Raw genomic sequence first — 24,418 nt, forward strand, 5'->3', positions numbered from 1 at the left:
TTAATTCAAAATTGTATTTTCGAGATACCTTCGTTTACTGCCTGCCCGGAACCGTCAGAAATGACCGGTAAACCAGGCTTTCATGCGCTCAAACAGCGAGGGCGCATCTTCACCCTTGAGCACCGGTGCCCGGCCAAGATCCATCTGCCGGAAACCATGAATCAATAACCCGACGCCAGTGGCGTAGATGGGGTTATTAACAACTTCTGTCATACCGGACACTGCGTGCGGACACGCCAGACGTACCGGCATATGGAAGATTTCTTCAGCCAGCTCTACCACACCCTCCATGGTGGAAGAGCCACCCGTAATCACTATGCCCGCCGGAACCAGATCTTCGAACCCGGAACGACGCAGTTCGGATTGCACGAGAGTAAACAACTCCTCGTAACGCGGCTCAACAACTTCTGCCAGCGCCTGACGCGAAAGATCACGGGGTGCGCGATCACCAACGCTGGGCACTTTAATGGTTTCATCAGCACCCGCCAGCTGCGTCAGAGCACAGGCGTATTTGATTTTGATCTCTTCAGCATTCTGTGTAGGCGTGCGGAGCGCCATCGCAATGTCATTCGTAACCTGATCGCCGGCAATGGGAATCACTGCGGTATGACGAATGGCACCACCGGTAAACACTGCGATATCAGTGGTACCACCTCCCATATCCACTACACAGACACCGAGTTCCTTTTCATCCTCGGTGAGAATCGCGTGGCTGGAGGCCAGCTGTTCCAGAATGATGTCGTCGGCCTCAAGACCGCATCGACGGATACATTTCTCAATGTTCTGCGCTGCATTGACAGCACAGGTCACCAGATGCACCTTCGCTTCAAGACGTACACCGGACATGCCCATGGGCTCTTTGATGCCTTCCTGGCTATCGATCACAAATTCCTGCGGAAGAATGTGCAGGATTTTCTGATCTGCCGGGATGGCAACGGCCTGGGCTGCATCGATGACCCGGTCAATATCCGCCTGGGTTACTTCCCTGTCCCGGATAGCGACAATCCCGTGAGAGTTGAGGCTTTTAATGTGGCTGCCAGCAATCCCCGCATACACGGAGTGAATGCGACAACCTGCCATCAGCTCGGCTTCCTCAACCGCACGCTGGATCGCCAGAACCGTGGTTTCGATATTGACCACGACGCCCCGCTTCAGTCCCCGGGACGGATGTGAGCCAATACCCACAACCTCAATGGTTCCGTCCATCTTGCGCTTGCCGACGATCGCAACCACTTTCGAGGTTCCGATATCGAGGCCGACAATCATGTTTTCCGTTTCAACCGATGACATGTGTTCCACCAAACCGTAGGTCTGAATTTACTGTTTCTATGTTTTCGGGCCGGAAGCAGCCTGGGCTGGCTTCCATTGAACCGCGACACCGTTTGTGTAGCGGGCATCTACCCGGCTGACTTCGTCCGACCGCGATATCAGCCGGTTTTCGTACACTGTGATAAAACGCTCAAAGCGTTTCGCAACCTGATCCCGACCAAGTACCACTTCAATTCCGTTTGAGAGGCGAAGAGTCCAGGCCCCCCGCGGCTCCAACGACAGGCCGGAAAATCCCAGACCGTGACCTACCAGCTTGTCGCTCATGCTCCGGGCCATGCTGATCACATCACGCACCCGCTCATCCGGACCGGCAAGCTGCGGCAACCGCCCAGCTACTTCTGGATTGGGCGGCTTGAACAACTCGCCGGTGCGGCTGACCAGACGACCATCTGTCCAGTAAGCCAAGGGCTTTTTCTCCCTGATGTTGATTTCCAGGCGGTCTGGCCAAACCCGGCGCACCGCTACTGTCTCAATCCACGGGCGCCTCTCGAGGTCAGCCTTGATTTCTGAAAGGTCTGTCGAGAAATAACTCTTGCCGATCCAGTTTCCTGCCTGACGCTCAATGGCAACCCGGCTGTCGCCCGTAAAATCGCCATTCACATCAATGGCCAGGAACTGCTGATCCATAGCACCCAGAACCTTCCCCGTACCCCAAGGCACCAGCCCTGCCAGCAGCAACACAACAATACCTAAACCTGCCTGCAGCCAGGGCACCGCTGCCAGCACGGCTTTCAACACACCAAACCGGTCCTTTTCCGGGCCGAGGGAGGTTGCTCCCCGGCGTCGGGGAGGGTCGGACGGAATCGCCCGGCTCCGGATCAGCAGCGCTTCAAGCATTCGTATCCTCCAGGGTGTCGCGAAGAATCCTCACAACCAGCTCCTCAAAGCTGATTCCTGCCGCTCTCGCAGACATAGGCACCAGGCTATGGTCAGTCATACCCGGCACGGTATTGACTTCCAGCAACCAGAATTCGCCGTCCTTATCCTGCATAATGTCTACCCGCCCCCATGTGCGGCAGCCCACGACCCGGAAAGCCTCCAGTGCAAGATTCTGCAACCTGACTTCATCTTCAGGTGACAAGCCGCAGGGGATTCTGTAGCGGGTGTCATCTGCCAGATACTTCGCGTCATAGTCGTAGAACACATGATCTGTGCTCAGACCAATGGCCGGGAGAGCGCTATCCTGCAGCAGACTCACCGTAAACTCCGGGCCTTCGATCCACTCCTCAACAAACACCAGATTGTCCAGCGCAGCGGCAGCCTCATAGGCTTGTGCCAGTTCAGCGGCGGTATTCACTTTGCGAATCCCGATACTGGAACCTTCGTGAGAAGGTTTTACGCTCAAGGGCGCACGCAATTCCCGAACAATCCGCTCCGCTTCATCTGCAGCGGACATGGTTCTGAATTTCGGCGTCGGCAGACCGCAGCCTGCAAATACGTATTTGGTCCGCAACTTGTCCATTGCCAAAGCGGAAGCCATCACTTCACTACCTGTGTAGGGGATACCCGCTTGCGCCAGAATGGCCTGCAGCGTTCCGTCTTCCCCTCCGCGTCCGTGCAAAGCAATGAAAACCCTGTCGAACTCCGGGTTCTCCACTGTTTTCAGCAGACAGCCCTGAACATCCAGTGCGAAAGCATCCACTCCCGCAGAGACCAGGGCTGCAAGAACAGCCTTACCACTCTTCAGAGAGACATCCCGCTCTGCAGAGTTTCCACCCATAAACACAGCCACACGTCCCAACGCCCGAACCACTTCCGGCTCGACCTGATACGCTGGTATTCCGGGATGCTGTATATCACTCACCTGCAAGTACTCCTGCTTCTGCTAACCGGATCGCCACGCCACCAATGTCGCCTGCACCCTGTGTAATAAGGAGGTCACCGTCCTGAAGCACACTGTCCAGCAAGCTCTCGATTTTCCGGTTATCCTCTACGAATACCGGCTCCACTTTGCCGCGCTGCCGAATGCTTCGGCACAAGGCACGACCATCCGCACCAGGAATGGCTGGCTCGCCAGCGGAATAGACATCCATCAGCAGCAGGCCATCAACTTCCGACAATACCCTTACAAAGTCTTCGTACAGGTCGCGGGTCCTTGTGAACCGGTGCGGCTGATACAACATCACCAGCCTGCGCCCCGGCCAGGCATCGTGGGCCGCGCGGATCACAGCTTCAACTTCAGTTGGGTGGTGCCCATAATCGTCTACCAGGGTTACCGTGCCACCCTTGGAGGTTTTATAATCACCATTGACCTGAAAACGACGACCAACCCCTGCAAAAGCTGCCAACCCCCGACAGATAGCTTCGTCCGCAACACCCTCGTCGGTTGCGACTGCAATCACTGCAAGCGCATTCAGCACGTTATGGCGTCCGGGCATTTTCAGCTCTACTGTCAGGTCGCTGCGCCCGCCGGGCCGTTTTACCAGAAAATGGGTTTTCAGACCGTCTGTTACGATGTTCTCTGCGCGATAATCTGCGTCCGGATTACTGATGCCATAAGTAATGATCGCGCGGGATATTCTCGGGATTATTTCCTGAACATAGTCATCATCCGCACACATCACCGCAACGCCGTAGAACGGCAGGTTGTGGAGAAAATCCACAAAGGTCCGCTTAAGCTTTTCAACGTCGCCGTCGTATGTATCCATGTGGTCAGCTTCGATGTTCGTGACCACAGAAATAACCGGAGTCAGATGCAGAAAAGAGGCATCACTCTCATCAGCTTCTGCCACCAGATAACGGGAACCGCCTAGTTTGGCATTGGTACCCGCACTGTTCAGCTTGCCTCCGATGACAAAGGTAGGATCAAGCCCAGCCTCACCAAATACGGAGGCAATCAGGCTGGTGGTGGTGGTCTTCCCGTGAGTTCCGGCGACAGCAATGCCATGACGGTAACGCATGATTTCCGCCAGCATCTCTGCACGGGGAACAATCGGGACCCGCCGGCTACGTGCCGAAACCACTTCAGGGTTATCGGCGCCTACAGCCGAAGACACAACAACCACATCAGCCCTGGCACTGTTTTCTTCCCGGTGACCGATCTGAACCTCAATACCCATGGCCTTGAGCCGGCCTGTAACCACACCTTCTTTCAGGTCTGAACCGGAGATGTCATACCCCTGGTTTTTCAGCACTTCCGCAATGCCGCTCATGCCGGCTCCACCGATGCCCACAAAGTGGATGTGGCGAATCCGGCGCATTTCCGGCACCTGAAAAACGAGCGGCGGATTGGTTATATCAGCCATTAGCGGCCTCCAGACAGTAATTCACGACTCTCTCCGTTGCATCGGGGCGAGCCAGTGTACGTGCAGCCATTGCCATATCCATGACCCGGGCACGATCTCCAGCGAGATCGCCTAATGTTTCAGCCAGCACGGCAGGCGTGAGCCGCGACTGAGGTATGAGTACCGCCGCCCTGGCATTCACCATTTGCTGACCGTTTTTCGTCTGGTGGTCATCCACCGCATGGGGGAATGGCACCAGCACTGCACCTATGCCTGCTGCACAAAGCTCAGATACCGTCAGGGCACCCGACCGGCACAGCACAAGGTCGGCCCAACCATAAGCTTCCGCCATGTTCTTTATAAACGGTTCAACCTCAGCCTCAACTCCGTACTGCTCATAAGCAGCACGCGCAGCATCAAGATGTTTTTCTCCACACTGATGACGTACCAGTGGCCTCTTCATTTCGGGCATCATTGCCAGGGCTTCCGGTACCTGCTGATTGAATACCTGAGCACCGAGACTGCCACCAATCACCAGAATGTGCAGGGGACGGCCCTGCTCGTCCTGATCAGTCAAACGCCCCGCTAATCTCTGCTCCGGGGCCGGCAAGTTCGCCAGATCTTCCCGCACCGGGTTACCGGTACAACGTGTAATAACATCAGCGCCAAAACTGCCTGGAAACGCCTCCAGTACTGTTTTCGCAATCCGTACAAGAATACGGTTGGTCATTCCGGCGATCGCGTTCTGTTCGTGAATAACCAGCGGCGTTCGCGTTAGATATGCGGCTACGCCACCAGGGCCAGTCACAAAACCGCCCATACCCACCACACAATCAGGGCGTATACGACGCATGATCGTGAAAGCTTCACCTAATGCACGCATCAGACGAAACGGCGCCATAACCAGCGCCAGCTTGCCTTTTCCCCTGAGCCCGGAGATATGGATTAATGACAGAGGAATACCTGTGCCGGTGATCAACCGCTCTTCCATTCCGCCAATAGCGCCCAGCCAGTGCACTTCATGCCCTCGGGCTTCCAGCGCCCGGGCAGTAGCCAGCGCCGGAAACACGTGTCCTCCGGTACCTCCGGCCATCATCAGAAATCTGCGCGGCTCACTCATAACGCGCCCCTCCCTGCTTACGGGGACCAACCTTCTCCGTGGCCTGCTTTTCCTTGTCCAGCCTTTCCATTTCAACCCTGGCCAGAATCCCGATACAGACACAGCTAATCAGCAGACTGGAACCGCCGTAGCTCACTAAAGGCAATGTCAGCCCCTTAGTGGGCAATAATCCTGTGCTCACCGCCATATTGATCCCCGCCTGAAGGCCAATCAGCAGGGTAATGCCGTATGCAAAGCAGGCTCCAAATGGCATGGCAGCCTTCTCGGCACGACGGGCTATCACAAAACCAGTTACAACAAGGACCGTAAACAGCCCAAGCACAAGCAATGAACCTAACAAGCCAAATTCTTCGGCGATTATTGCGAAGATGAAGTCTGTATGGGCTTCCGGCAAAAAGAACAGCTTTTGTATCGAGTTACCCAGGCCGACACCGCTCCACTCACCACGCCCGAAGGCAATCAGCGACTGGGTTAACTGATAACCCGTATCAAACTGATCTTTCCAGGGATCGAGATAGCTCACCACACGCTTCAGGCGATAGGGCTGAGTCAGTATCAAAACGACGCCGATGACCACCAGAGTAGCGATCAGCGGGACAAACCGGCTGAGACGCACGCCGCTCAGAAAAATCATTCCTGCAGCTGCTGTAACCAAAACAACGGTTGCCCCGAAGTCGGGCTGAATAACCAACAATGCAGATGCCACACCCAGAACCCCAAGTGGCTTGAGAAATCCCGGCCAGGTATTCAGCAGTTCATCGCGCCGACGGACCACGTATCCCGCCAGATAGGCGATCAGGCATAACTTTGCCACCTCTGAGACCTGAACGTTGAACAGGCCAAACGGGATCCAGCGCGTTGAACCGTTGACCGTGCGGCCCAAAGGCGTGAGAACAAGAACCAGGACCAGCAAACCTATACCCAGCAACAACCAGCCACTGCGTTCCCACCAGGCCACAGGCACATTCACAGCCACCAGTGCCAGCATGCAGCCCATGACAGCAAACATAAGCTGCCGAATCACGTAGTGATAGCTGTTGCCCACAGTTTCCAGCGCCATATCCATGGAGGCAGAAGAAATCATCACAACCCCTATGAGCAACAGAGCAACCGAGCTGAGAATCAGAGCCGACAGGGGCTGAATTTCGCCCAGCCACTGTGTCCTCACGGGTGCTGCAGATAATTCAGCCTGCATCACAGCAGCTCCTTCCGGGACTGGACGAGGGTCCTGAACTGATCACCGCGGTCGATGTAATCCCTGAACATGTCAAAGCTCGCGCAAGCGGGCGAAAACAGAACACGATCTCCATCCAGAGCAAGCTCCGAAGATTTTTCTACTGCCTCCGCCAGAGTTTCTGCACGGAAAACTGGAAGACCGGAGCCCAGAACCGCCGCAATACGGTCGGCGTCATGCCCAATCAATACAACTGCCCGGCAACAGGTTCTCACCGGTTCTGCCAGATCGGAAAACTCAGCACCTTTGCCCTCGCCACCAGTAATCAGTACTATTTTACCTTCGCCTTCAGGAGCCAGGCTTTTTATGGCTGCGACGGTAGCTCCGACATTTGTCCCCTTTGAATCATTAATGTAATCAACACCAGAAAGCCGGCGGACAAACTCACACCTGTGAGGCAAACCACTGAAATTCCGGGCAACATCAAGCATGACCTCCATAGGAAGCCCGGCCGCATAACCCAGAGCCAGAGCCGCCATCACATTACTTAGATTATGCTGACCCATCAGCTGGAGCTCACGGGAATTCAGAATACTATCGAACCCGAACGTCACCCAGAGCCCCTGATCATCTTCCCGGGTACTGAAAGTTTCCGGATTAACACGATGGAAGCCGAAGCAGATAAACCGCAGGTTATCTCGCGCCATGGGCGTGCTCAGGGCATCGTCCAGATTAACGATCGCGTTCTTGCAACCACGATATATTCTTTGCTTTGCCTGAAAATACGCCATCTTGTCCGGATAGCGGTCGAGATGGTCATCACTGACGTTCAGTATTGTCGCTGCCAGAGCATTCAGCTCTGCTGTGGTTTCCAGCTGAAAGCTGGAAAGTTCAAGCACATACAGGTCGGCACCAAGGCCCAGAAGATCCAGCGCGGGAGTTCCGATATTCCCGCCAACTTCAACCCGGCGACCAGCTGCCTTAGCCATCTCACCCACTAACGTAGTGACGGTGGTTTTGCCATTGGAGCCGGTAATGGCAAGTACAGGGGCATCGGCAGCCTCGGCAAACAAATCAATATCACCCCGGATACGCACTCCCTGTTCGGCAGCACAGGCAATGGCAGGATCAGCGATACTGATACCCGGGCTTACGATCAGTTCGTTGAAGCCGGCAAACAGCTCTTTATCGAACCGCCCAAGGTAAACAGGAATATCCGGCCACCCGGCACGCAGTTCATCCAGACCAGGGGGTGCTTCGCGACTATCAGCCACGGCGATCTCCCGGCCCTTTGCAGACAGATAACGCACGCAGGAGAGCCCGGTTTTACCGAGTCCTACTACCAATGTGCGACGGTCTGACGTGATGACACTCATAATCGATCCGGTTTCCTAACGTATCTTCAGACTGGCAAGGCCAATCAGGACGAGAACCACTGTGATTACCCAGAAACGCACAATGACACGCGGCTCTGGCCAACCCTTGAGTTCGAAATGGTGATGCAATGGCGCCATCCGGAAAATCCGACGACCTGTCAGCCGGAACGAAGCCACCTGCAAAATCACAGACACCGTTTCCATCACGAATACACCACCCATGATGAAAAGAATGATTTCCTGGCGCACGATCACGGCAACAACACCCAAAGCCGCACCGAGGGCAAGCGCGCCTACATCGCCCATAAAGACCTGAGCCGGGTAGGTGTTAAACCAGAGAAAACCGAGTCCGGCGCCCACCAGGGCACCACAAAACACAATGAGTTCTCCGGTTCCCGGCAGGTATGGGATCAACAGGTAGTTTGCAAACTGAACATTGCCGGATACGTATGCGAAGATGCCAAGAGCACCGGCGACCATCACCGTAGGCATGATAGCCAGTCCATCCAGGCCGTCCGTCAGATTCACCGCGTTACTGCTGCCAACGATCACGAAGTACGTCAGCAGAATAAAGAGCACCGGGCCGAGAGTCAGAGACACATTCTTGACGAACGGCAGATACAGAGACGTTTCCTGGGGTAATACAGAACTGAAATAAAGCACGATGGCGGCGACAGCACCAATAAGCGACTGCCAGAAATACTTCCAGCGCGCAGGCAGGCCGCGGGGGTTACGTTCGACAACTTTGCGGTAGTCGTCAACCCAGCCAACTGCACCAAACAGCATGGTGACCAGCAAGGTAACCCATACATAGCGATTCGACAGATCTGCCCACAATAGTGTACTGATTCCAATGGCCACCAAAATCAGCGCACCGCCCATGGTGGGCGTGCCAGCCTTGCTAAGGTGTGTCTGCGGGCCGTCATCCCGAATCGCCTGACCAATCTGATACTGGCTCAGTTTGCGGATCATGAGCGGACCGATAAACAGTGAGATCAGCAACGCTGTCAGTATCCCCAGGATCCCGCGCAGGGTCAGGTACTGAAACACTGTCAGTGCCGAAAAATATTCTGATAAAACCCCTGTCAGCCAGAGCAGCATGTGCTATTCACCTTGTTTTTGATCTCCTCTACCACGATATCCATTGCAGCACTTCTGGACCCTTTTACCAGCACGGTCATCGGCCGTGCATTTGTGCAAACGATGGTCTGCGCGGCCTCCCTGTGTGTCTGGTACATTTCGGTCATTTCGCCAAACCCGTCTGCGTAGCCGTCACAGCCGGCCCCGACTGTCAGCAAACGATCAATTCCAATCTCGGCAGCAAAAGCTCCGACTTCACGGTGCAGTTCAAGGGCGGTGGGCCCGAGCTCACCCATGGCGCCCAATACGGCAAGGCGCTGTCCGTCCCGACTAACAAGGACACGCAGCGCCGCTTTCATGGAAGCCGGATTAGCGTTGTAACTGTCATCAATAACCGACAACTCTCCCGGCAAGTTGATAACCTGCAGTCGCCCGCGCACCGGCTGCATCCCGGCCAGGCCTTCGATGATGGCCGCATCCGTAGCACCCAATTCGCGGGTTGCCGCTATAGCAAGCAGAGTATTGGTTACGTTGTGATCACCTTCCAAAGGCAAAGTAAGCGGGCAAGACCAACCGTCGGGCCCGGTAACGACAATTTCCGGCTTAAGGCTTTTCGTTTTCTGTATGACGGCGCTGTAGTCTGCCCCGGGGTTACCACAGCAACTGACACTTGCGACCCGACGCGCCCCTGCACGCTCATACCATTGGCCAAATGCAGGGTCATCACGATTCAGTACTACCAGGCCTCCGTCGGTAACACCTTCGATAATTTCGCCCTTGGCCCGGACGATATTTTCGTAGCTGCCAAAACCTTCAAGGTGTGCCTGGCCTGCGTTTGTGACAATCACTACCTGGGGCCGGGTGATCGCCACCGTATGTGCGATCTCACCAATCCCGCTGGCACCCAACTCGATAACGCCATACCGCTGCACAGGTTCCAGACCTAATAAGGTCAAAGGAACACCAATGTGATTATTCAGGTTGCCGCGGGTCGCGAGGGTGTCGCCCATGCGGCCCAGAATGGCAGCACTCAGCTCTTTAACTGTGGTTTTGCCACTACTGCCGGTGACTGCAATCAATTTCGCATTGCTTTCGCCACGATTGCCGGCTGCTAACGCTGCCAATGCCTTAACTGTGTCATCCACAACCACCTGAGGCAGGTCCACATTGCTATCAAGAGTGTCGACAACTGCTGCGCAAGCCCCGAGCTTTTCCGCAGCCGGCAAAAACCTGTGACCATCAAAATTGTCACCGCGGAGCGCCACAAACAGATCACCAGGTTTCAAAGCGCGCGTATCTGTAGACACGTCTTTATAAAAGACATCACTCAACCGGTGAGATGAGCAAGCGCCACCGGCAAACCGCACTGCATCAGCCAGTGAGAATGGGCGCATCATGCGACACCCCCTTCAAGCATCAGAAGCTGACGTACCTGGGCGACGTCGCTGAATGGTATCTTCTGCCCGGCAATCTCCTGCCAGGACTCATGACCTTTGCCGGCTACAAGAACGAGATCTTCTGGTTCAGCCATATTGAGCGCAAAACGAATTGCCGCAGCCCGGTCATGAATGACCGTTACAGACTCAGCGTCGGAGAACCCCTCCAGAATACCCTGCACAATTCGCTCCGGACTTTCTGTCCGAGGGTTATCATCTGTTACAACAATGACATCCGCGCACTTTTCCGCTTCCTTCGCCATTTCCGGACGTTTTCCGCTATCCCTGTCTCCGCCGCAACCAAACACACAAATCAGTCTGCCCGTTACGTGCGGCCTTAAAGCGGCCAACGCATTTGCCAAAGCGTCCGGGGTGTGAGCGTAATCCACAACAACACGAAGACCATCCTCACTGCAGAAACCTTCCAGCCGCCCAGGCGGTGGGGTGAGCTGACTTACCGCCTGCTGAACCTGATCTACGGACACACCCAACGTCATAACCGTTGCGACTGCAGCCAGCACATTACTGGCATTAAAACTGCCCATGAGAGGTGCCGAAAGGCTGAAAGCTCCCCATTCACCATCAACTACTGCATCAAAGCCATCGTCGGTCGGGTGAAACTCTTTCAACCAAAGCTCTGTCTCTGATTCGTGCAGGCTGTAGCGAATCCGGTCGCATTTGCCTTCAAGATTTTTGTACAACTGACGCCCGAAAGGGTCATCAAAGTTGATCACCGAGAAGTGCACATCCTCACGCTCAAACAGCCTGGCTTTGGTCGCACCGTAGGCTTCCATGGAACCGTGATAGTCAAGATGATCCCGTGTCAGATTGGTAAAAACAGCCGCAGTTATGGTCAAGCCATCCACCCGGCCCTGATCCAACCCGTGAGAAGAGACCTCCATCGCGGCTGCACGCGCGCCTTTTGTAATGAGGCCAGACAAAGCCCTGTTTATCTGAACAACATCCGGCGTAGTATGAGTTGTCTTCCGCAGAGCCCCGGGCATGCCGTAACCCAGCGTTCCCAGAACACCACACGGCGTTCCGGCCTGACTTAGCAACTGGGCCACATAATGACTTACAGAAGTTTTTCCATTGGTGCCGGTAACACCGATCAACCGGAGCCTGCGGGAAGGGTGCTCATAAAACCGGGCCGCGATTTTACCCGTCAGCTCTCTGAGTCCGGCAACCGGAACAATCAGTGCTCCATGGTGCTCTGAACACTCGGTTTCTTCGTCCGACTCCAGAAGTACAACCGTCGCACCGGAGGCAATGGCCTTGTCCATATAATGGTCTGCCGGCGTACCCTTGCCTGACAGTGCAACAAATGCATCACCGGAACCGACTTCACGACTATCGGTTTGCAGACCGTGAATGGTAACGTCAAACACGGAGGGTACAGAAACTATGCCCTGCAGCAGGGTACTGAGAGATGTCATGCTCATAAGCTCACCCCCTTTCCCCTGTTTTACCTGTTTTTCCTGCCTGCAGGCCTGTGGTGCCAACCTCCAGTTCCGGCTTAACATTCAGCAGTCGCAGCGCATCGCTCATTACCCGTGAAAACACAGGCGCAGCCACTTCACCGCCATAGTATTCGCCGGACTGAGGTGCATCCACCGCCACAACCGTGACAATTCTTGGGTTATCTATGGGAGCCATACCGGCGAAAATCGCCTTGTACTGACTGTCTTCGTAGCCTTGAGCACCGACCAGATGAACGGTTCCGGTTTTGCCTCCAGCGCTATAGAAGCCGGGTTGAGCACGCTTACCAGACCCTCTGGAAACTACCTCTCCCAGCATTGTCCGCACATCATTTGTTACCCGCTCCGAAAGCACCCTCTTGCCAATAGGCTTTTCATTCAGTTTCATCAGGCTTAGCGGGTAGCGCACACCACCATTGGCAATAACCATGTATGCCTGGGCCAACTGAAGTGCATTCACACTCATCCCGTAACCGTATGAGAGCGTTGCCTCTTCCGAGGGACGCCATTTCGGTGGTGCTGGCAATACACCCACAGCTTCCCCGGGAAATCCGATGCCTGTTGGCTGACCAAAACCGAGACGCGCGTATAGGTTGCGAATCGTGTCACCACCCAGTTCCGAGGCGATTCTGCTGATGCCTACGTTGCTCGATTTGACGATAATGTCAGTAAGACTGATAACGCCGTAATTCCGATAGTCGCGAATTGTAAACCTGCCAAACCGCCGATAGCCGGGTGACGTATCAATCGTTTCATTTGCGGAGTACTGCCCGGATTCGAGGGCAGCAGCCATCGATATGGGCTTCATGGTTGAGCCAGGCTCAAAAAGATCGGTGATAGCTTTGTTGCGGAGATTTTCCGATGCGAACTGGCTGCGATCGTTGGGGTTATAAGATCCCTGATTGACCATGGCGAGCACCTCCCCCGTCTCAACATCAAGCATTACGAGGGTGCCGCCACGCGCATCATGGGCACTGACAACGGCCTTCAGTTCACGATATGCGAGATACTGCAGGCGCAGATCTATGCTGAGTTCGAGATTGTGACCGGGAGCCGCATCGCGAATGAGCGCCAGGTCTTTGATGATCCGCCCGCGATTATCCTTTAAAACACGCTTGCGGCCAGGCTCACCAGACAGCCAATCGTTATAAGCCAGCTCCAAACCTTCCTGGCCACGTTCATCAATATTGGTAAACCCGACAACATGGGCTGTGACTTCGCCCGCCGGATAATACCGCCGATACTCCTGGCGTGTGTATACACCGGGGATATCCAGCTCCATAGCCTTTGCGGCCAACGCCGGCTGTATCTTTCGGCGAAGATAAATAAATTCGCGGCCAGCGTAAGTTTCAAGACGCTCACGCAGCCTCGCCTCACTGATATCCAGAACCCGTGCAAGGTTTGTCAGGCGAGGCTCATCCGGATCGGTTTCGGAAGGGTTTGCCCAAAGGGTCTGCACCGGAGTACTTACAGCCAGGGGTTCACCATAGCGGTCAGTAACTACGCCACGGTGAGCATCAATAGCCTCTACACGGATCGTCCGGACATCACCCTGCTTACGCAGAAAATCATTGTCCACAACCTGCAAATCAACCAGACGCCACCCAAGTGCCAGCACAACCATCAGAAACAAACCCAGCACGGAACCAAAGCGCCAGGCTTTCAGGCCTGCCGCAATTTTATGGCTCAATGTTCTTGCCGACTCCTGATTGGACAATCAGATCACCCTGGGACTGTTTGTTATCATGATTATCGGGATACTGACGGCGACATCAGAGGCACCAGGACAATATCCTGACGCCCCGGAACCACCATACTGAAACGCTCTGCCGCAAGTTTTTCCACACGACCGTGGGCCCCTAAAGCACTCTGCTCCAGAAGCAACTGACTCCATTCCGCCTGAAAACGATCACGCTCAGCCTGAAGCTGAGACAGGGTATTAAACAACCCACGATTCTCGTGAGCGCTGACAACAACGCCAATAGATGAACCTACCAGCAACAACGCAAGAACAAGCGATACCAAAACATTTTTCTGCCGTGTGGCATCGAAAACACGCCGCGAAATCCGGACAGCCGCAACAACGCCTTCCCGAACCTTTTCTTTATTCAGCTTAACCGGCTTTACCGCCGGCTCTATGGCTACCGCGCCCATAACTACGCGCTCCCTTGGAATTTCTGTCTATTATCGATGCGTTCCAGAACCCGCATAACAGCGCTACGGGCACGAACGTTCTCACTGACCTCACCGGCACCGGCCTTGTTGGCCTTGCCAATCAACCTGAAGTCCGAAGCCTCCTGCTCAGCCGTAACCGGTATGCCTTTAGGCAACCTGGGGCCACGGGCAAGATCTCGCATAAAGCGCTTTACCAGCCTGTCTTCCAGCGAGTGAAAACTGATAACAACCAGCCGTCCGCCGGGCGCCAGTTTATCTACCGCCGCCTGCAACCCAGCCTCCAGATCTTCAAGCTCACGGTTAATAAAAATGCGAACGGCCTGAAACGTGCGGGTTGCCGGGTGTTTGTGCTTCTCTTTTTTCACTACCGCCTCGCTCACCAATGCGGCCAGCTGAAGCGTGGTTTCGATAGGAGCCTCTTTACGACGCTCAACTATCAGGCGAGCAATACGGCGGGAAAACCGCTCCTCCCCGTAGCGCCAGATAACATCAGCAATCTCACGTTCTTCTGCATGCGCCAGCCACTGGGCCGCACTTGGCGACTGCAACGGATTCATTCGCATATCAAGCGGGCCTTCACGCATAAAGCTGAAGCCTCTCGAAGCATCATCCAACTGTGGCGAAGACACACCCAAATCCATCAGCACGCCATCAACCTCATTCCAGCCAGCGTCGGAGACTGCACGACCCAACTCAGCAAATGAGCCATGGAAATATCCAAACCGGGAATCGTTATCTGCCAACACTTCAGCCACACGAATCGCTTCAGGATCCTTATCGATACCCAACAACTGACCTGACGGTCCCAGGCGCCCGAGAATAAGCTGGCTGTGGCCACCACGACCGAATGTGCCATCCACATACTTGCCATCGGAATCGCTGACCAGATAGTCGACCGCCGAATCCAGAAGAACCGAGCGATGCGAAAACTCCGCGCCCGCCTCCTGATTGCGATCAGAGGTCATAAAGAAAGCGCCTCCATCTCAGGCGGCATATCCTCATCACCGGAAGATTCATCAAGCCACGCAAACCAACGCTCCTCACTCCATAGCTCCAATTTTTTACCCTGCCCGATCAGCATCAGTTTTTTCTCAAGGTGGGCATAATTGCGCAACGTAGGCGGCACAAGAATGCGCCCAGCCGAATCCATTTCCATGGGGGCTGCGTTACCAAGCAGCAGCCTCTGGAGTCGCCGCACAGCTTTATTCATGTTGGGGAGAGCCTCGATTTCAGGGCGAAGGATTTCCCACTCCGGCTCCGGGTAAAGCAGCAGACACCGCTCTTCATCGGCATTTGCTGTCAATACAATGCGGCCACCGCAAGCCTGCGCGAGGCTTTCACGCACCTTGGTGGGGATCGCCAAGCGACCCTTTGCATCCATATTGATGGCATGACTGCCGAGAAAATTACCCATTTACGCCGTCTCTGAAGACTTGAAAACCACAAATAACCACTAGAAACCACTTTTCTCCACTTGTGCACACTATAGAAACACGCAATTCACAATGCAAGCGCCGCAAACGACGGCCCTCTTTGAAAAGTTCCTTTTATGACAATAGGTTACGGGCTTTGATGCAAGAAATAGGTGACATTACGGAAAAGAAAAGAAGGAAAATCAAATACCTGCAAAAGAGTCTGAAGAAGACAAGAGAGGTTTAAGATTTTTTAGCTATAAGAAGCGCGCCACAAGAGCGGGCACGCTTCATTAATTAAGAGGAAAAAGGCGAGCTCGCCGATAAGCCGGGTTCTGTCGTGGACAGTCATTCATCTAGGGCCTGCGTCACCACAGGCCTCAAGCAACCTACCCGAGTCCAGCGCGGGCCACGCCATAGGACTCCTATTTGGTCTTGCTCCAGGTGGGGTTTACCATCGCCGTGGACTGTTGCCAGCCACGCGGTGCGCTCTTACCGCACCGTTTCACCCTTACCGGCACCCGTGAACTGGTCACGAGCACTTAGGCGGTCTACTTTCTGTTGCACTTTCCGTCGGCTCACGCCGCCCAGGAGTTACCTGGCACCTTGCCCTGCGGAGCCCGGACTTTCCTCCCCCGGATAAACCGGCGGCGACTGTCTGGCGAGCTCGGGCGAGACAATACTCCTGCACTAAGCCCCATGCAAGAAAAAGCGCCTTTCCAGAGATTCAGTTATCCTTGAGCTCAAGCGCCCGCTGGTAAAGTTCATTTTTACCCAGACCGGTCAACTCGGAAGCAATCTTTGCAGCTTTCTTAAGCGGCATTTCCGCCATCAACAGGCTCAGCAACCGCTCTACATCAAGGGCCCCAGCCATCAGACCGCTTTCGGCCTTTTCGGCGCCACGAACCATAACAACAAACTCACCACGGCTGCCATGAGGATCCGCTGTCAACTCCACAAGCACCTTGGCAGCTTCACCTGAATAAAAGGTCTCGAAAGCTTTTGTAATTTCCCGGCCCAGCACGATTTCGCGGCCCGGCCCCAGGATTTCAGCCATATCCGCCACTGCATCCAGTATCCTGTGAGGAGACTCATAGAAGACCAGCGTTGCCGTATCCTTCCGAAGTTCTTCCAGCGCTGAACGTCGGCCAGCGCGCTTTGCAGGTAAAAAACCGACAAACAGAAAGCGGTCGGTAGGCAGACCCGCCGCACTCAAGGCAGCGACCAACGCACAGGGTCCGGGAATCGGGCTCACCCGGATACCTTCACTTCTTGCTTCACGCACCAACACATAACCCGGGTCTGAGATCAACGGCGTACCCGCATCTGATATCAACGCGACATCCGACCCTTCAGACAACCGCTCCAACACACTCTGAACCCTTCCGCGCTCATTATGATCATGCAATGCAAGCAAAGGCTTATTAACACCAAGGTGCTGAAGCAGGCGTCCGCTATGACGGGTATCTTCCGCTGCAATGACAGCTACCTCCGAAAGCACTTTGACAGCACGTGGAGAAAGGTCATCAAGATTGCCAATAGGGGTCGCGACGATATAGAGCGTGCCTCGATTATCGCCCGTTTTTATCGCCTGCCTGGCCAACTGATCTGATTCAGATTTCAAAATATGTGCCTCGCGCGCAGGGACGTCGTCAGCATGACACCTGCGTCATGTGAATTGGCCCGGGAGCTGTTAAACTTGCCACCATCAGATCGGCGCCACAAGCCCAAAACTCCGGAATCTATAGAGATTGCCATGACTAAGACCCCTATTAGCCACGCTGCTCTGGCAGTAATATTTGCCATAAGCCTGTTATTTACCGGTTGCGCCAGTGTCGACCTGGAGTCGCACGTAGCTCAATCACCTGCCCAGGCTCTTGAGCTCGCAGCAAAAGAACGCAACGCCGAAACAGCGCAGCAATACCTGCTGAAGGTTGCAAGCCAGTTCCAGAAGCGCGGCGAACACCAGGCTGCCCGCACATTACTGCAGAGCGATCAACTGGCGCAACCAGTTGCAGCAATGCAGGCACAAAAGCAGCTACTTGCCATGGCGAGCGCTGTCGCACTTGAAGACCGGGAGTGGGCCAGCCAAATCACCAGGTCACTTTCACCGGACAACTTCAAAAGTTACAACTCAGACCTTATTAACCGTGCCGCCAGCCTTCAGGCTGAAACCTATGCGCTGGTTGGAGATCGTCTTTCCGCCGCCATGACGTTAATGCTTCTTTCACAAACAGATGGCAAGGTTAACCCTCAGGAAATTCACGACCAGATCTGGGCATTCCTGAAAGCTGTTCCGGATCAGAAACTCGTAACCGGGAGCGAGGACACCATCGGTTTTGAGACCGAAGGGTGGTTTGAACTCGCTGCCAGCCTACGCTCCTCCGAACTGAGCATTGACGACCAGGGACGCGCTATACGTCGCTGGCAGAATAGCTGGCCCGGGCACCCGGCTGCACAAATACTACCAACCGAACTGCAACTAATTGCAAGCATGGCAGAAAACCGGCCTGAAAAGATTGTACTGGCCCTGCCCCTCCAGGGAACCCTGGCCAGCGCCGGCAAGGCCATCCGCGACGGCTTCCTGGCTGCCTACTACCAGGATGATTCCGCAGACCGCAGCAAGACCGATATTCGTGTTATAAATACCTCGGATCAACCATTTGATGAGTTATACAAGGAGCTGGCCACTCAGGGTATCGACCTGATTATAGGCCCTCTTGAGAAAGAAGCGCTGGCGAGCCTTACAAGCATGAGAACTCTGCCAGTTCCAGTTCTCGGCCTCAACTACCTGGCTACAGGCAAAAAGGCACCGGAAGGGCTCTACCAGTTCGGCCTTTCCGCTGAAGACGAAGCCCGACAGATCGCAGACAGGCTTCAGGAACAGGATATCAACCAGGTTCTCGTACTCATTCCCCAGGGCGAATGGGGGGATCGGGTAGAAACAGCCTTGCTGAAGCGAATGGAGCTCAATGGCGCAGTTGCGCTGGATATCGAACGATTCTCTCGTGAAGATAACCTGCGCGCAATTACGGCAGACCTCCTGGGTATTACGGTATCCAGAGACAGAGCTATTCAAGTGGAACAAACCATTGGCCTCAACATAGAATTCGAACCCAGGCGGCGCCAGGATGCGGAGGCGATCGTTATGGTGGCTGAACCTGCGATTGCACGCCAGCTCAAGCCCCTCTTCGCGTTTTACTTCGGAGGCGACCTTCCGGTTTACTCACCTTCCATTATCTACGAAGGGGTACCAGATCCTGCCCGGGACCGCGACCTCAATGAGGTGATATTTACAGACATCCCATGGATTCTTGACAGCAAAAATCCATTACGCGACGAGGCAGCCAAGGTTTTACCAGGCACTCGCGGCCAGCTCGGCAGGCTATTTGCGATGGGCGCTGACGCATGGCAACTAAGCAAACGTCTGCCCCTGCTACGCCAGGTACAAACTGCCACTGTCGATGGCCAGACAGGGCAACTCACCATGACATCTGAAGGTAGTATCCATCGAAATCAACTTTGGGCACAAATTCGCAGCGGCACCCCTAACCTTCTGCTCAAAAAAACAGATGCCGCTGATGAAGTGGACGAGCAAGTCCAGACAAACTGACCCCACATTACAAAAGGACAGGTCATGCCATGGAAGGCAGCAAGGCTATCGGGACCCATTTTGAAGGAGTGGCCGCACGATACCTCACGACTCGCGGCGTAGATATCCGGGAACGCAACGTGTACAACCGCGGTGGCGAAATCGATCTGATAGGGCTGGACAAGGATACTCTGGTATTTTTTGAAGTTCGCTACCGGGGCAGCGGCAGCCTCGTAGACCCGGTAAGCTCAATTTCTTACCCAAAGCAGCAGCGCCTGCTAAAAGCCGCTGCCTTTTACCTGCACAGACACAATCTTTGGAATACCCTGACCCGTATAGACGTAGTGGCAATCAGCCCGGGAACCGTTAGAAAATACCGGGTACAATGGATCAAAAATGCAATCCAGGCGGACATATAGATTCTGATGAGTGAAACGGGAAACCTGATCAACCAATTGTTTGCAAGCCATATGGAACACACGGCACAGGCTGCCAGCACCGTGGGATCTGCTATTGAGCAGGCTGCAGACGCTTTTGTAAGCGCCCTTCTCAATGACGGGAAAATTATCACCTGCGCCAACGGCAACGCCAACGTAATCGCACAGTATTTCTGTACAGCATTTCTCAATCGTTTTGAGCAAGACCGACCGGCGCTGCCAGCGATCAACCTGGGGGCCGACGCAACCACCTACTCCGCCATTTGTCGGGACAACCGTTTCAACGACACATTTTCACGCCAGGTCAAAGCCATCGGCAAGCCCGGCGACCTCCTATTCGTGATTGTTGACGACGGTCACAAAGCGAACCTCATCCAGGCCATACAGGCTGCTCACGACCGGGAAATGAACGTAGTGGTACTGAGCGCGAGAGAAAAGTCCGACATCACCTCACTTATGCATGCTGAAGACCATGAAATCGCGCTGAACGATCTCTCACCAACAGAGGCCGCGCCCTTACTGCTGCTATCGATCAATGCCCTGTGCTCACTGGTAGATGGGAAACTGTTCGGAGGCTGACAAAAAAGCCGGCATTTGCCGGCTTTTTATGTAAACAGTTATGGCCCTCTACCTACTTAACAACCTTCAGAGTGGGCCTACCCGATGGACGCTCTTCCTGACCTCCAGACTGCCCCGCTCCTTCCCTGTCATTAGTGCCGTCAGGATCCGGAGAGCCGGGTTCGCTGCCGAACACCATACCTTCACCGTTTTCCTTGGCGTAAATAGCCATCACTGCCTGAAGCGGGATAAATACTTGCATAGGCACACCGCCGAAGCGGGCACTGAACTCCAACGCTCCATTACCCACTACCAATCCACGCACAGCGCCAGGACTGACATTCAAAACAATCTGTCCGTTCGCTACGTGCTCAGTGGGCACCTGAACACCCTGAACCCCTGCGTCCACCACTATATAGGGTGTGCAGTCGTTATCCAGTATCCACTCATTAAATGCCCTCACCAGATACGGACGACTGGATGTCATGGTGATCCTGTTATCAGACACTGCTTGCCTCCTGTTCCGTATAGCGGGATACCCGCCAAATCAGCTACGGATGTCTTCTTCAAGATCAGAGAGGCTCGCCTTGAAACCTTCACGGCCAAATATGCTCTCCATATATTTATGCACCGGCTTGGCTTGCTTGTCATTAAGCTCTATACCCAATGACGGCAAACGCCAGAGGATAGGAGCAATACAGCAATCAACAATGGTGAACTCCTCGGAGAGGAAAAATGGCATTTCACCGAATAATGGCGCTGTGGCAAGAAGGCTTTCACGAAGCTCTTTACGGGCAACTTCCGAAGCTTTGACATTTGGCTGACCCAGAATCTGATCCACCAAACCACACCAGTCCTTCTGAATCCGATGGATCATCAACCGGCTATTGGCACGGGCAACCGGATAGACCGGCAACAAGGGAGGATGCGGGAAACGCTCATCAAGGTATTCCATCATGATATTAGGCTCATACAGAACCAGATCACGATCCACCAGAGTCGGCAGGGCATTATACGGATTCAGATCAGCCAGTTCGGCTGGCGGATTGTCCGGATCAACATCAACGACATCAACGGTAACACCCTTCTCCGCCAATACAATGCGCACCCTGTGGCTATAGTGGCTGGCTGGATCCGAGAAAAACGTCATCGATGACCGCTTAGTCACAACGCCCATAGAACTACCTCACGAGTAAACAAACCGAAATGATCCTGAAAAACGCAAAAATTCCAGCGGGCCGGTTAACGCCCACTGGAACTCAGGGAACAGGATTATACCCTATTTCTTAGTGTACGTCCTTCCAGTACTCACGATTGAGCAGGTAGGCGAATACAAAGAAAATAGCTACAAAGATTAAAACGAAAATCCCAAGACGCTCACGCTCAACTTTGATCGGATCCGCCATGTAGGACATGAAGTTCGTCAGATCGTACATGGCACGGTCGAACTCTACTCCAGACATACTCCCTTCAATGGCATACTCAGGGCAAGCACTTGCATTCTTGATGTTACCACTCAGTGGCTCAACGCTGGGCGCATGACCAATATTAGGCTTAACCGCACAGAGCCCCTGAAGGTCGACCAGGACATGGGGCATGCCAACTTTGTCGAACACCACGTTGTTTACCCCCAACGGCCGGGTTTCGTCTTTATAGAAACCCCTCAGATAGGAGTAGACCCAGGATTCACCGCGCAGACGGCTTTCCAGAGAAAGATCTGGCGGGGGAGCACCAAACCAGTCGGCAGCCATGTCCTTGTTCATGGAGTTCTTCATCAGCTCGCCAATCTGGGCGCCGGTGAAGATGAGATTCTCTTCATACAAGTCGATAGGAATCTCAAGATCTTCGGCAACCCGCTTGTAACGAGCATATTCCATGGAGTGACACCCCATGCAATAGTTCGTGAACATAGCGGCACCACGCTGAAGAGATGCCTTATCGGTGTGGTCCGTTTCAATGTGATCAAGCGGGACACCATCACCGGCTGCCAGCCCGAGAACCGGCAGGATTGCGATGAAAAGACCAAAAATCAGCTTTCTCATTATCCTGTCACCCTCTCTGGTACTGGCTTGGTGTTCTCCATGCGCGTGTAGAACGGCATCAGAATGAAGTATAGGAAGTACACGACCGTCAGAATCTGGGCCACAGTGGTACGACCTTCAGTTGCAGGTACAAGACCCAGGTAACCCAGAACAACGAAGCTTACTGTAAACAGCGCCAGCGCGATCTTGCTCAGCCACCCCTTATAACGGATAGAGCGCACCGGACTTCTGTCCAGCCAGGGCAGCACAAACAGAATCGCAATCGCCCCACCCATGACTACAACACCCCAGAATTTCGCAGACAGGCCGAACAGATCAACCGTAACCGCACGCAACATGGCGTAGAAGGGTGTGAAGTACCAGACAGGCGCAATGTGCGCAGGCGTTTTCAGCGCGTTCGCAGGTTCAAAGTTAGGCTTCTCGATAAAGAGACCACCCATCTCCGGGAAGAAGAACACTACGATAAAGAAGATAAAGAAGAAAACTGCCACACCCACGAGATCGTGCACAGAGTAATAGGGATGGAACGGAATACCGTCTTTGGGTATACCATTTTCATCCTTGTTCTTCTTGATATCGATACCGTCGGGGTTGTTGGAACCCACTTCATGCAAAGCAAGAATGTGAAGAACAACCAGGCCAAGCAGAACGATCGGCAGCGCCACCACATGCAAGGCAAAGAAGCGGTTCAGGGTAATACCGGAAATCAGGTAATCACCACGGATCCACAAAGAGAGATCTTCACCGATAACAGGAATAGCGCCAAACAGATTTACAATTACCTGCGCGCCCCAGTAGGACATCTGCCCCCAAGGCAGCAGATAGCCCATGAAAGCTTCTGCCATCAGGACCAGATAAATCAGCATACCAAACAGCCAGATCAGCTCGCGAGGCTTCTGATAGGAACCGTACATCAGGCCACGGAACATGTGGAGATAAACCACAATAAAGAACGCCGACGCCCCCGTGGAGTGCAGGTACCGCAAGAGCCATCCCCACTGGACATCACGCATGATGTACTCAACAGAAGCGAACGCACCCTCACCTGTCGGGTTGTAGCTCATGGTAAGCCAGATACCGGTTACCAACTGATTGACCAGCACCAGCATTGCCAGAGAACCGAAAAAATACCAGAAGTTGAAGTTTTTCGGCGCGTAATATTTTGCCAGATGATTATTCCAGGCATCGACAACCGGCAGACGCTCGTCTACCCAATTAAGAAGTTTCTGCATTACGCTGCCTCCGGATCAAGACCAATCGTAAGAGTCACGTCATCGTCATACCGATGAGGCGGAACCTGCAAATTCAGGGGTGCAGGCTGAGCCGTATAGACCCGCCCTGCCAGATCATAGCGGGAGCCGTGACAAGGACAGAACAATCCTCCAAGCCACTCATCTCCCAGGTCTGCAGGAGCAATCTCCGGACGATAGGACGGCACACAACCCAGATGGGTACAAAGACCGACAAGAACTGCCATCTCAGGCTTGAGAGACCGCAGGACCCCGCCAATATATTCTGGCTGTTGCGGGGATTCAGACTGAGGATCCTTCACCTTGCCATCAAGCTTTTCTATGTTGCTCACCATTTCGTCTGTACGACGGATAAGCCAGACTGGCATACCCCGCCACTCAACGGTGACCTGTTGACCCGGTTCAATCTTACTGATATTGACGGTTACCGGCGCACCAGCCGCCTCTGCCTTGGCACTGGGATTCCAGGATGCCACGAAAGGGACTGCCGCACCGACGACGCCGACTCCACCTACCGCAGCCGTAGCGCCGATAAGAAATCGGCGCCGACCTTGGCTCACGTCGCCATTATTCATTATGGTTTTCTCCCATCAGGCGATGTCACAGCCCGCAAGACAGCCGACAGTGTGCATCGAAAAGAACTTCACAATCCAAAAATATAAGCGCTCAAATGGTAATGAAATTACCATGTCCTTACAAGTGAGAAAGCCGCTGACAGAGCCTCTTCTCTGCTCC

23 protein-coding genes and 1 other RNA gene are annotated in these 24,418 nt (G+C 54.2%); 3 read left to right on the forward strand and 21 right to left on the reverse strand.

Translation table 11 applies throughout. The annotated features are described in order from the left end of the window. Nucleotides 1-54: 54 nt before the first annotated feature. The 16 genes from ftsA to rsmI form a co-directional block, all read right to left on the reverse strand. Nucleotides 55-1,290, reverse strand: coding sequence for a cell division protein FtsA (ftsA, locus tag CPA50_RS15890; protein WP_096783496.1), 1,236 nt, complete (start codon nucleotides 1,288-1,290; stop codon nucleotides 55-57). A gap of 36 nt (nucleotides 1,291-1,326) precedes the next feature. Further along, the gene (locus CPA50_RS15895) at nucleotides 1,327-2,166 is read right to left on the reverse strand and encodes a cell division protein FtsQ/DivIB (protein WP_096783497.1); all 840 of its coding nucleotides are present in this window, start codon (nucleotides 2,164-2,166) and stop codon (nucleotides 1,327-1,329) included. Further along, nucleotides 2,159-3,133: a D-alanine--D-alanine ligase gene (locus CPA50_RS15900; protein ID WP_096783498.1), complete on the reverse strand. Its 975-nt coding sequence runs from the start codon at nucleotides 3,131-3,133 to the stop codon at nucleotides 2,159-2,161. The genes CPA50_RS15895 and CPA50_RS15900 overlap by 8 nt, the downstream gene beginning before the upstream one ends. Continuing rightward, a complete protein-coding gene (gene murC, locus CPA50_RS15905; RefSeq protein WP_096783499.1) occupies nucleotides 3,126-4,574 on the reverse strand; it encodes a UDP-N-acetylmuramate--L-alanine ligase in 1,449 nt (482 codons plus the stop codon). The genes CPA50_RS15900 and murC overlap by 8 nt, the downstream gene beginning before the upstream one ends. Next, entirely contained in the window at nucleotides 4,567-5,673 is a 1,107-nt protein-coding gene (gene murG, locus CPA50_RS15910) for an undecaprenyldiphospho-muramoylpentapeptide beta-N-acetylglucosaminyltransferase (protein ID WP_096783500.1), read from the reverse strand. Before murG ends, murC begins: the two co-directional genes overlap by 8 nt. Further along, a complete protein-coding gene (ftsW, locus tag CPA50_RS15915) occupies nucleotides 5,666-6,868 on the reverse strand; it encodes a putative lipid II flippase FtsW (protein ID WP_096783501.1) in 1,203 nt (400 codons plus the stop codon). Before ftsW ends, murG begins: the two co-directional genes overlap by 8 nt. Then, nucleotides 6,868-8,223 (reverse strand): UDP-N-acetylmuramoyl-L-alanine--D-glutamate ligase, encoded by a 1,356-nt coding sequence (gene murD, locus CPA50_RS15920; RefSeq protein ID WP_096783502.1) that lies wholly within the window; start codon nucleotides 8,221-8,223, stop codon nucleotides 6,868-6,870. Before murD ends, ftsW begins: the two co-directional genes overlap by 1 nt. A gap of 15 nt (nucleotides 8,224-8,238) precedes the next feature. Next, the gene (gene mraY / locus CPA50_RS15925) at nucleotides 8,239-9,324 is read right to left on the reverse strand and encodes a phospho-N-acetylmuramoyl-pentapeptide-transferase (RefSeq protein ID WP_096783503.1); all 1,086 of its coding nucleotides are present in this window, start codon (nucleotides 9,322-9,324) and stop codon (nucleotides 8,239-8,241) included. Further along, a complete protein-coding gene (locus CPA50_RS15930) occupies nucleotides 9,309-10,700 on the reverse strand; it encodes a UDP-N-acetylmuramoyl-tripeptide--D-alanyl-D-alanine ligase (protein ID WP_096783504.1) in 1,392 nt (463 codons plus the stop codon). The genes mraY and CPA50_RS15930 overlap by 16 nt, the downstream gene beginning before the upstream one ends. Beyond that, the gene (locus CPA50_RS15935) at nucleotides 10,697-12,181 is read right to left on the reverse strand and encodes a UDP-N-acetylmuramoyl-L-alanyl-D-glutamate--2,6-diaminopimelate ligase (RefSeq protein ID WP_096783505.1); all 1,485 of its coding nucleotides are present in this window, start codon (nucleotides 12,179-12,181) and stop codon (nucleotides 10,697-10,699) included. Before CPA50_RS15935 ends, CPA50_RS15930 begins: the two co-directional genes overlap by 4 nt. A gap of 4 nt (nucleotides 12,182-12,185) precedes the next feature. Beyond that, a complete protein-coding gene (locus CPA50_RS15940) occupies nucleotides 12,186-13,934 on the reverse strand; it encodes a peptidoglycan D,D-transpeptidase FtsI family protein (RefSeq protein WP_096783506.1) in 1,749 nt (582 codons plus the stop codon). Between the two features lie 32 nt (nucleotides 13,935-13,966). Continuing rightward, on the reverse strand, nucleotides 13,967-14,371 hold the full coding sequence (ftsL, locus tag CPA50_RS15945) for a cell division protein FtsL (RefSeq protein WP_096783507.1): 405 nt from the start codon (nucleotides 14,369-14,371) through the stop codon (nucleotides 13,967-13,969). Nucleotides 14,372-14,373: 2 nt separating this feature from the next. Next, entirely contained in the window at nucleotides 14,374-15,357 is a 984-nt protein-coding gene (gene rsmH / locus CPA50_RS15950; RefSeq protein ID WP_096783508.1) for a 16S rRNA (cytosine(1402)-N(4))-methyltransferase RsmH, read from the reverse strand. Beyond that, nucleotides 15,354-15,806: a division/cell wall cluster transcriptional repressor MraZ gene (gene mraZ, locus CPA50_RS15955; RefSeq protein WP_096783509.1), complete on the reverse strand. Its 453-nt coding sequence runs from the start codon at nucleotides 15,804-15,806 to the stop codon at nucleotides 15,354-15,356. The genes rsmH and mraZ overlap by 4 nt, the downstream gene beginning before the upstream one ends. Nucleotides 15,807-16,112: 306 nt before the next feature. Continuing rightward, nucleotides 16,113-16,474: RNase P RNA component class A (gene rnpB, locus CPA50_RS15960), an RNA gene on the reverse strand. 57 nt (nucleotides 16,475-16,531) lie between these two features. Then, a complete protein-coding gene (rsmI, locus tag CPA50_RS15965) occupies nucleotides 16,532-17,428 on the reverse strand; it encodes a 16S rRNA (cytidine(1402)-2'-O)-methyltransferase (RefSeq protein ID WP_227519678.1) in 897 nt (298 codons plus the stop codon). A gap of 132 nt (nucleotides 17,429-17,560) precedes the next feature. Here rsmI and CPA50_RS15970 point away from each other — a divergent pair, with 132 nt between their 5' ends. Genes CPA50_RS15970 through CPA50_RS15980 form a run of 3 tightly spaced genes read left to right on the forward strand, consistent with a single transcriptional unit; the run spans nucleotide 17,561 to nucleotide 20,412 of the window. Further along, nucleotides 17,561-19,417, forward strand: a complete 1,857-nt coding sequence (locus CPA50_RS15970; RefSeq protein WP_096783557.1) for a penicillin-binding protein activator — start codon at nucleotides 17,561-17,563, stop codon at nucleotides 19,415-19,417. A 29-nt stretch (nucleotides 19,418-19,446) separates the two neighbouring features. Beyond that, on the forward strand, nucleotides 19,447-19,815 hold the full coding sequence (locus CPA50_RS15975) for a YraN family protein (RefSeq protein WP_096783510.1): 369 nt from the start codon (nucleotides 19,447-19,449) through the stop codon (nucleotides 19,813-19,815). Nucleotides 19,816-19,821: 6 nt separating this feature from the next. Beyond that, nucleotides 19,822-20,412, forward strand: coding sequence for an SIS domain-containing protein (locus CPA50_RS15980; RefSeq protein WP_096783511.1), 591 nt, complete (start codon nucleotides 19,822-19,824; stop codon nucleotides 20,410-20,412). Between the two features lie 52 nt (nucleotides 20,413-20,464). On the opposite strand, the gene CPA50_RS15985 is transcribed toward CPA50_RS15980, so the two are convergent. The 5 genes from CPA50_RS15985 to petA all read right to left on the reverse strand — a co-directional run bounded on the left by CPA50_RS15985 (nucleotide 20,465) and on the right by petA (nucleotide 24,258). Then, a complete protein-coding gene (locus tag CPA50_RS15985) occupies nucleotides 20,465-20,878 on the reverse strand; it encodes a ClpXP protease specificity-enhancing factor (RefSeq protein WP_227519693.1) in 414 nt (137 codons plus the stop codon). Nucleotides 20,879-20,938: 60 nt separating this feature from the next. After that, nucleotides 20,939-21,568, reverse strand: coding sequence for a glutathione S-transferase N-terminal domain-containing protein (locus tag CPA50_RS15990; RefSeq protein ID WP_096783513.1), 630 nt, complete (start codon nucleotides 21,566-21,568; stop codon nucleotides 20,939-20,941). A 109-nt stretch (nucleotides 21,569-21,677) separates the two neighbouring features. After that, the gene (locus tag CPA50_RS15995) at nucleotides 21,678-22,433 is read right to left on the reverse strand and encodes a cytochrome c1 (RefSeq protein WP_096783514.1); all 756 of its coding nucleotides are present in this window, start codon (nucleotides 22,431-22,433) and stop codon (nucleotides 21,678-21,680) included. Continuing rightward, nucleotides 22,433-23,665, reverse strand: coding sequence for a cytochrome b (locus CPA50_RS16000; RefSeq protein WP_096783515.1), 1,233 nt, complete (start codon nucleotides 23,663-23,665; stop codon nucleotides 22,433-22,435). The genes CPA50_RS15995 and CPA50_RS16000 overlap by 1 nt, the downstream gene beginning before the upstream one ends. Further along, a complete protein-coding gene (petA, locus tag CPA50_RS16005) occupies nucleotides 23,665-24,258 on the reverse strand; it encodes a ubiquinol-cytochrome c reductase iron-sulfur subunit (RefSeq protein WP_096783516.1) in 594 nt (197 codons plus the stop codon). Before petA ends, CPA50_RS16000 begins: the two co-directional genes overlap by 1 nt. Between the last annotated feature and the right edge of the window lie 160 nt (nucleotides 24,259-24,418).

Origin of the sequence: Marinobacter sp. ANT_B65 (assembly GCF_002407605.1) — a bacterium.
Classification (GTDB): domain Bacteria; phylum Pseudomonadota; class Gammaproteobacteria; order Pseudomonadales; family Oleiphilaceae; genus Marinobacter.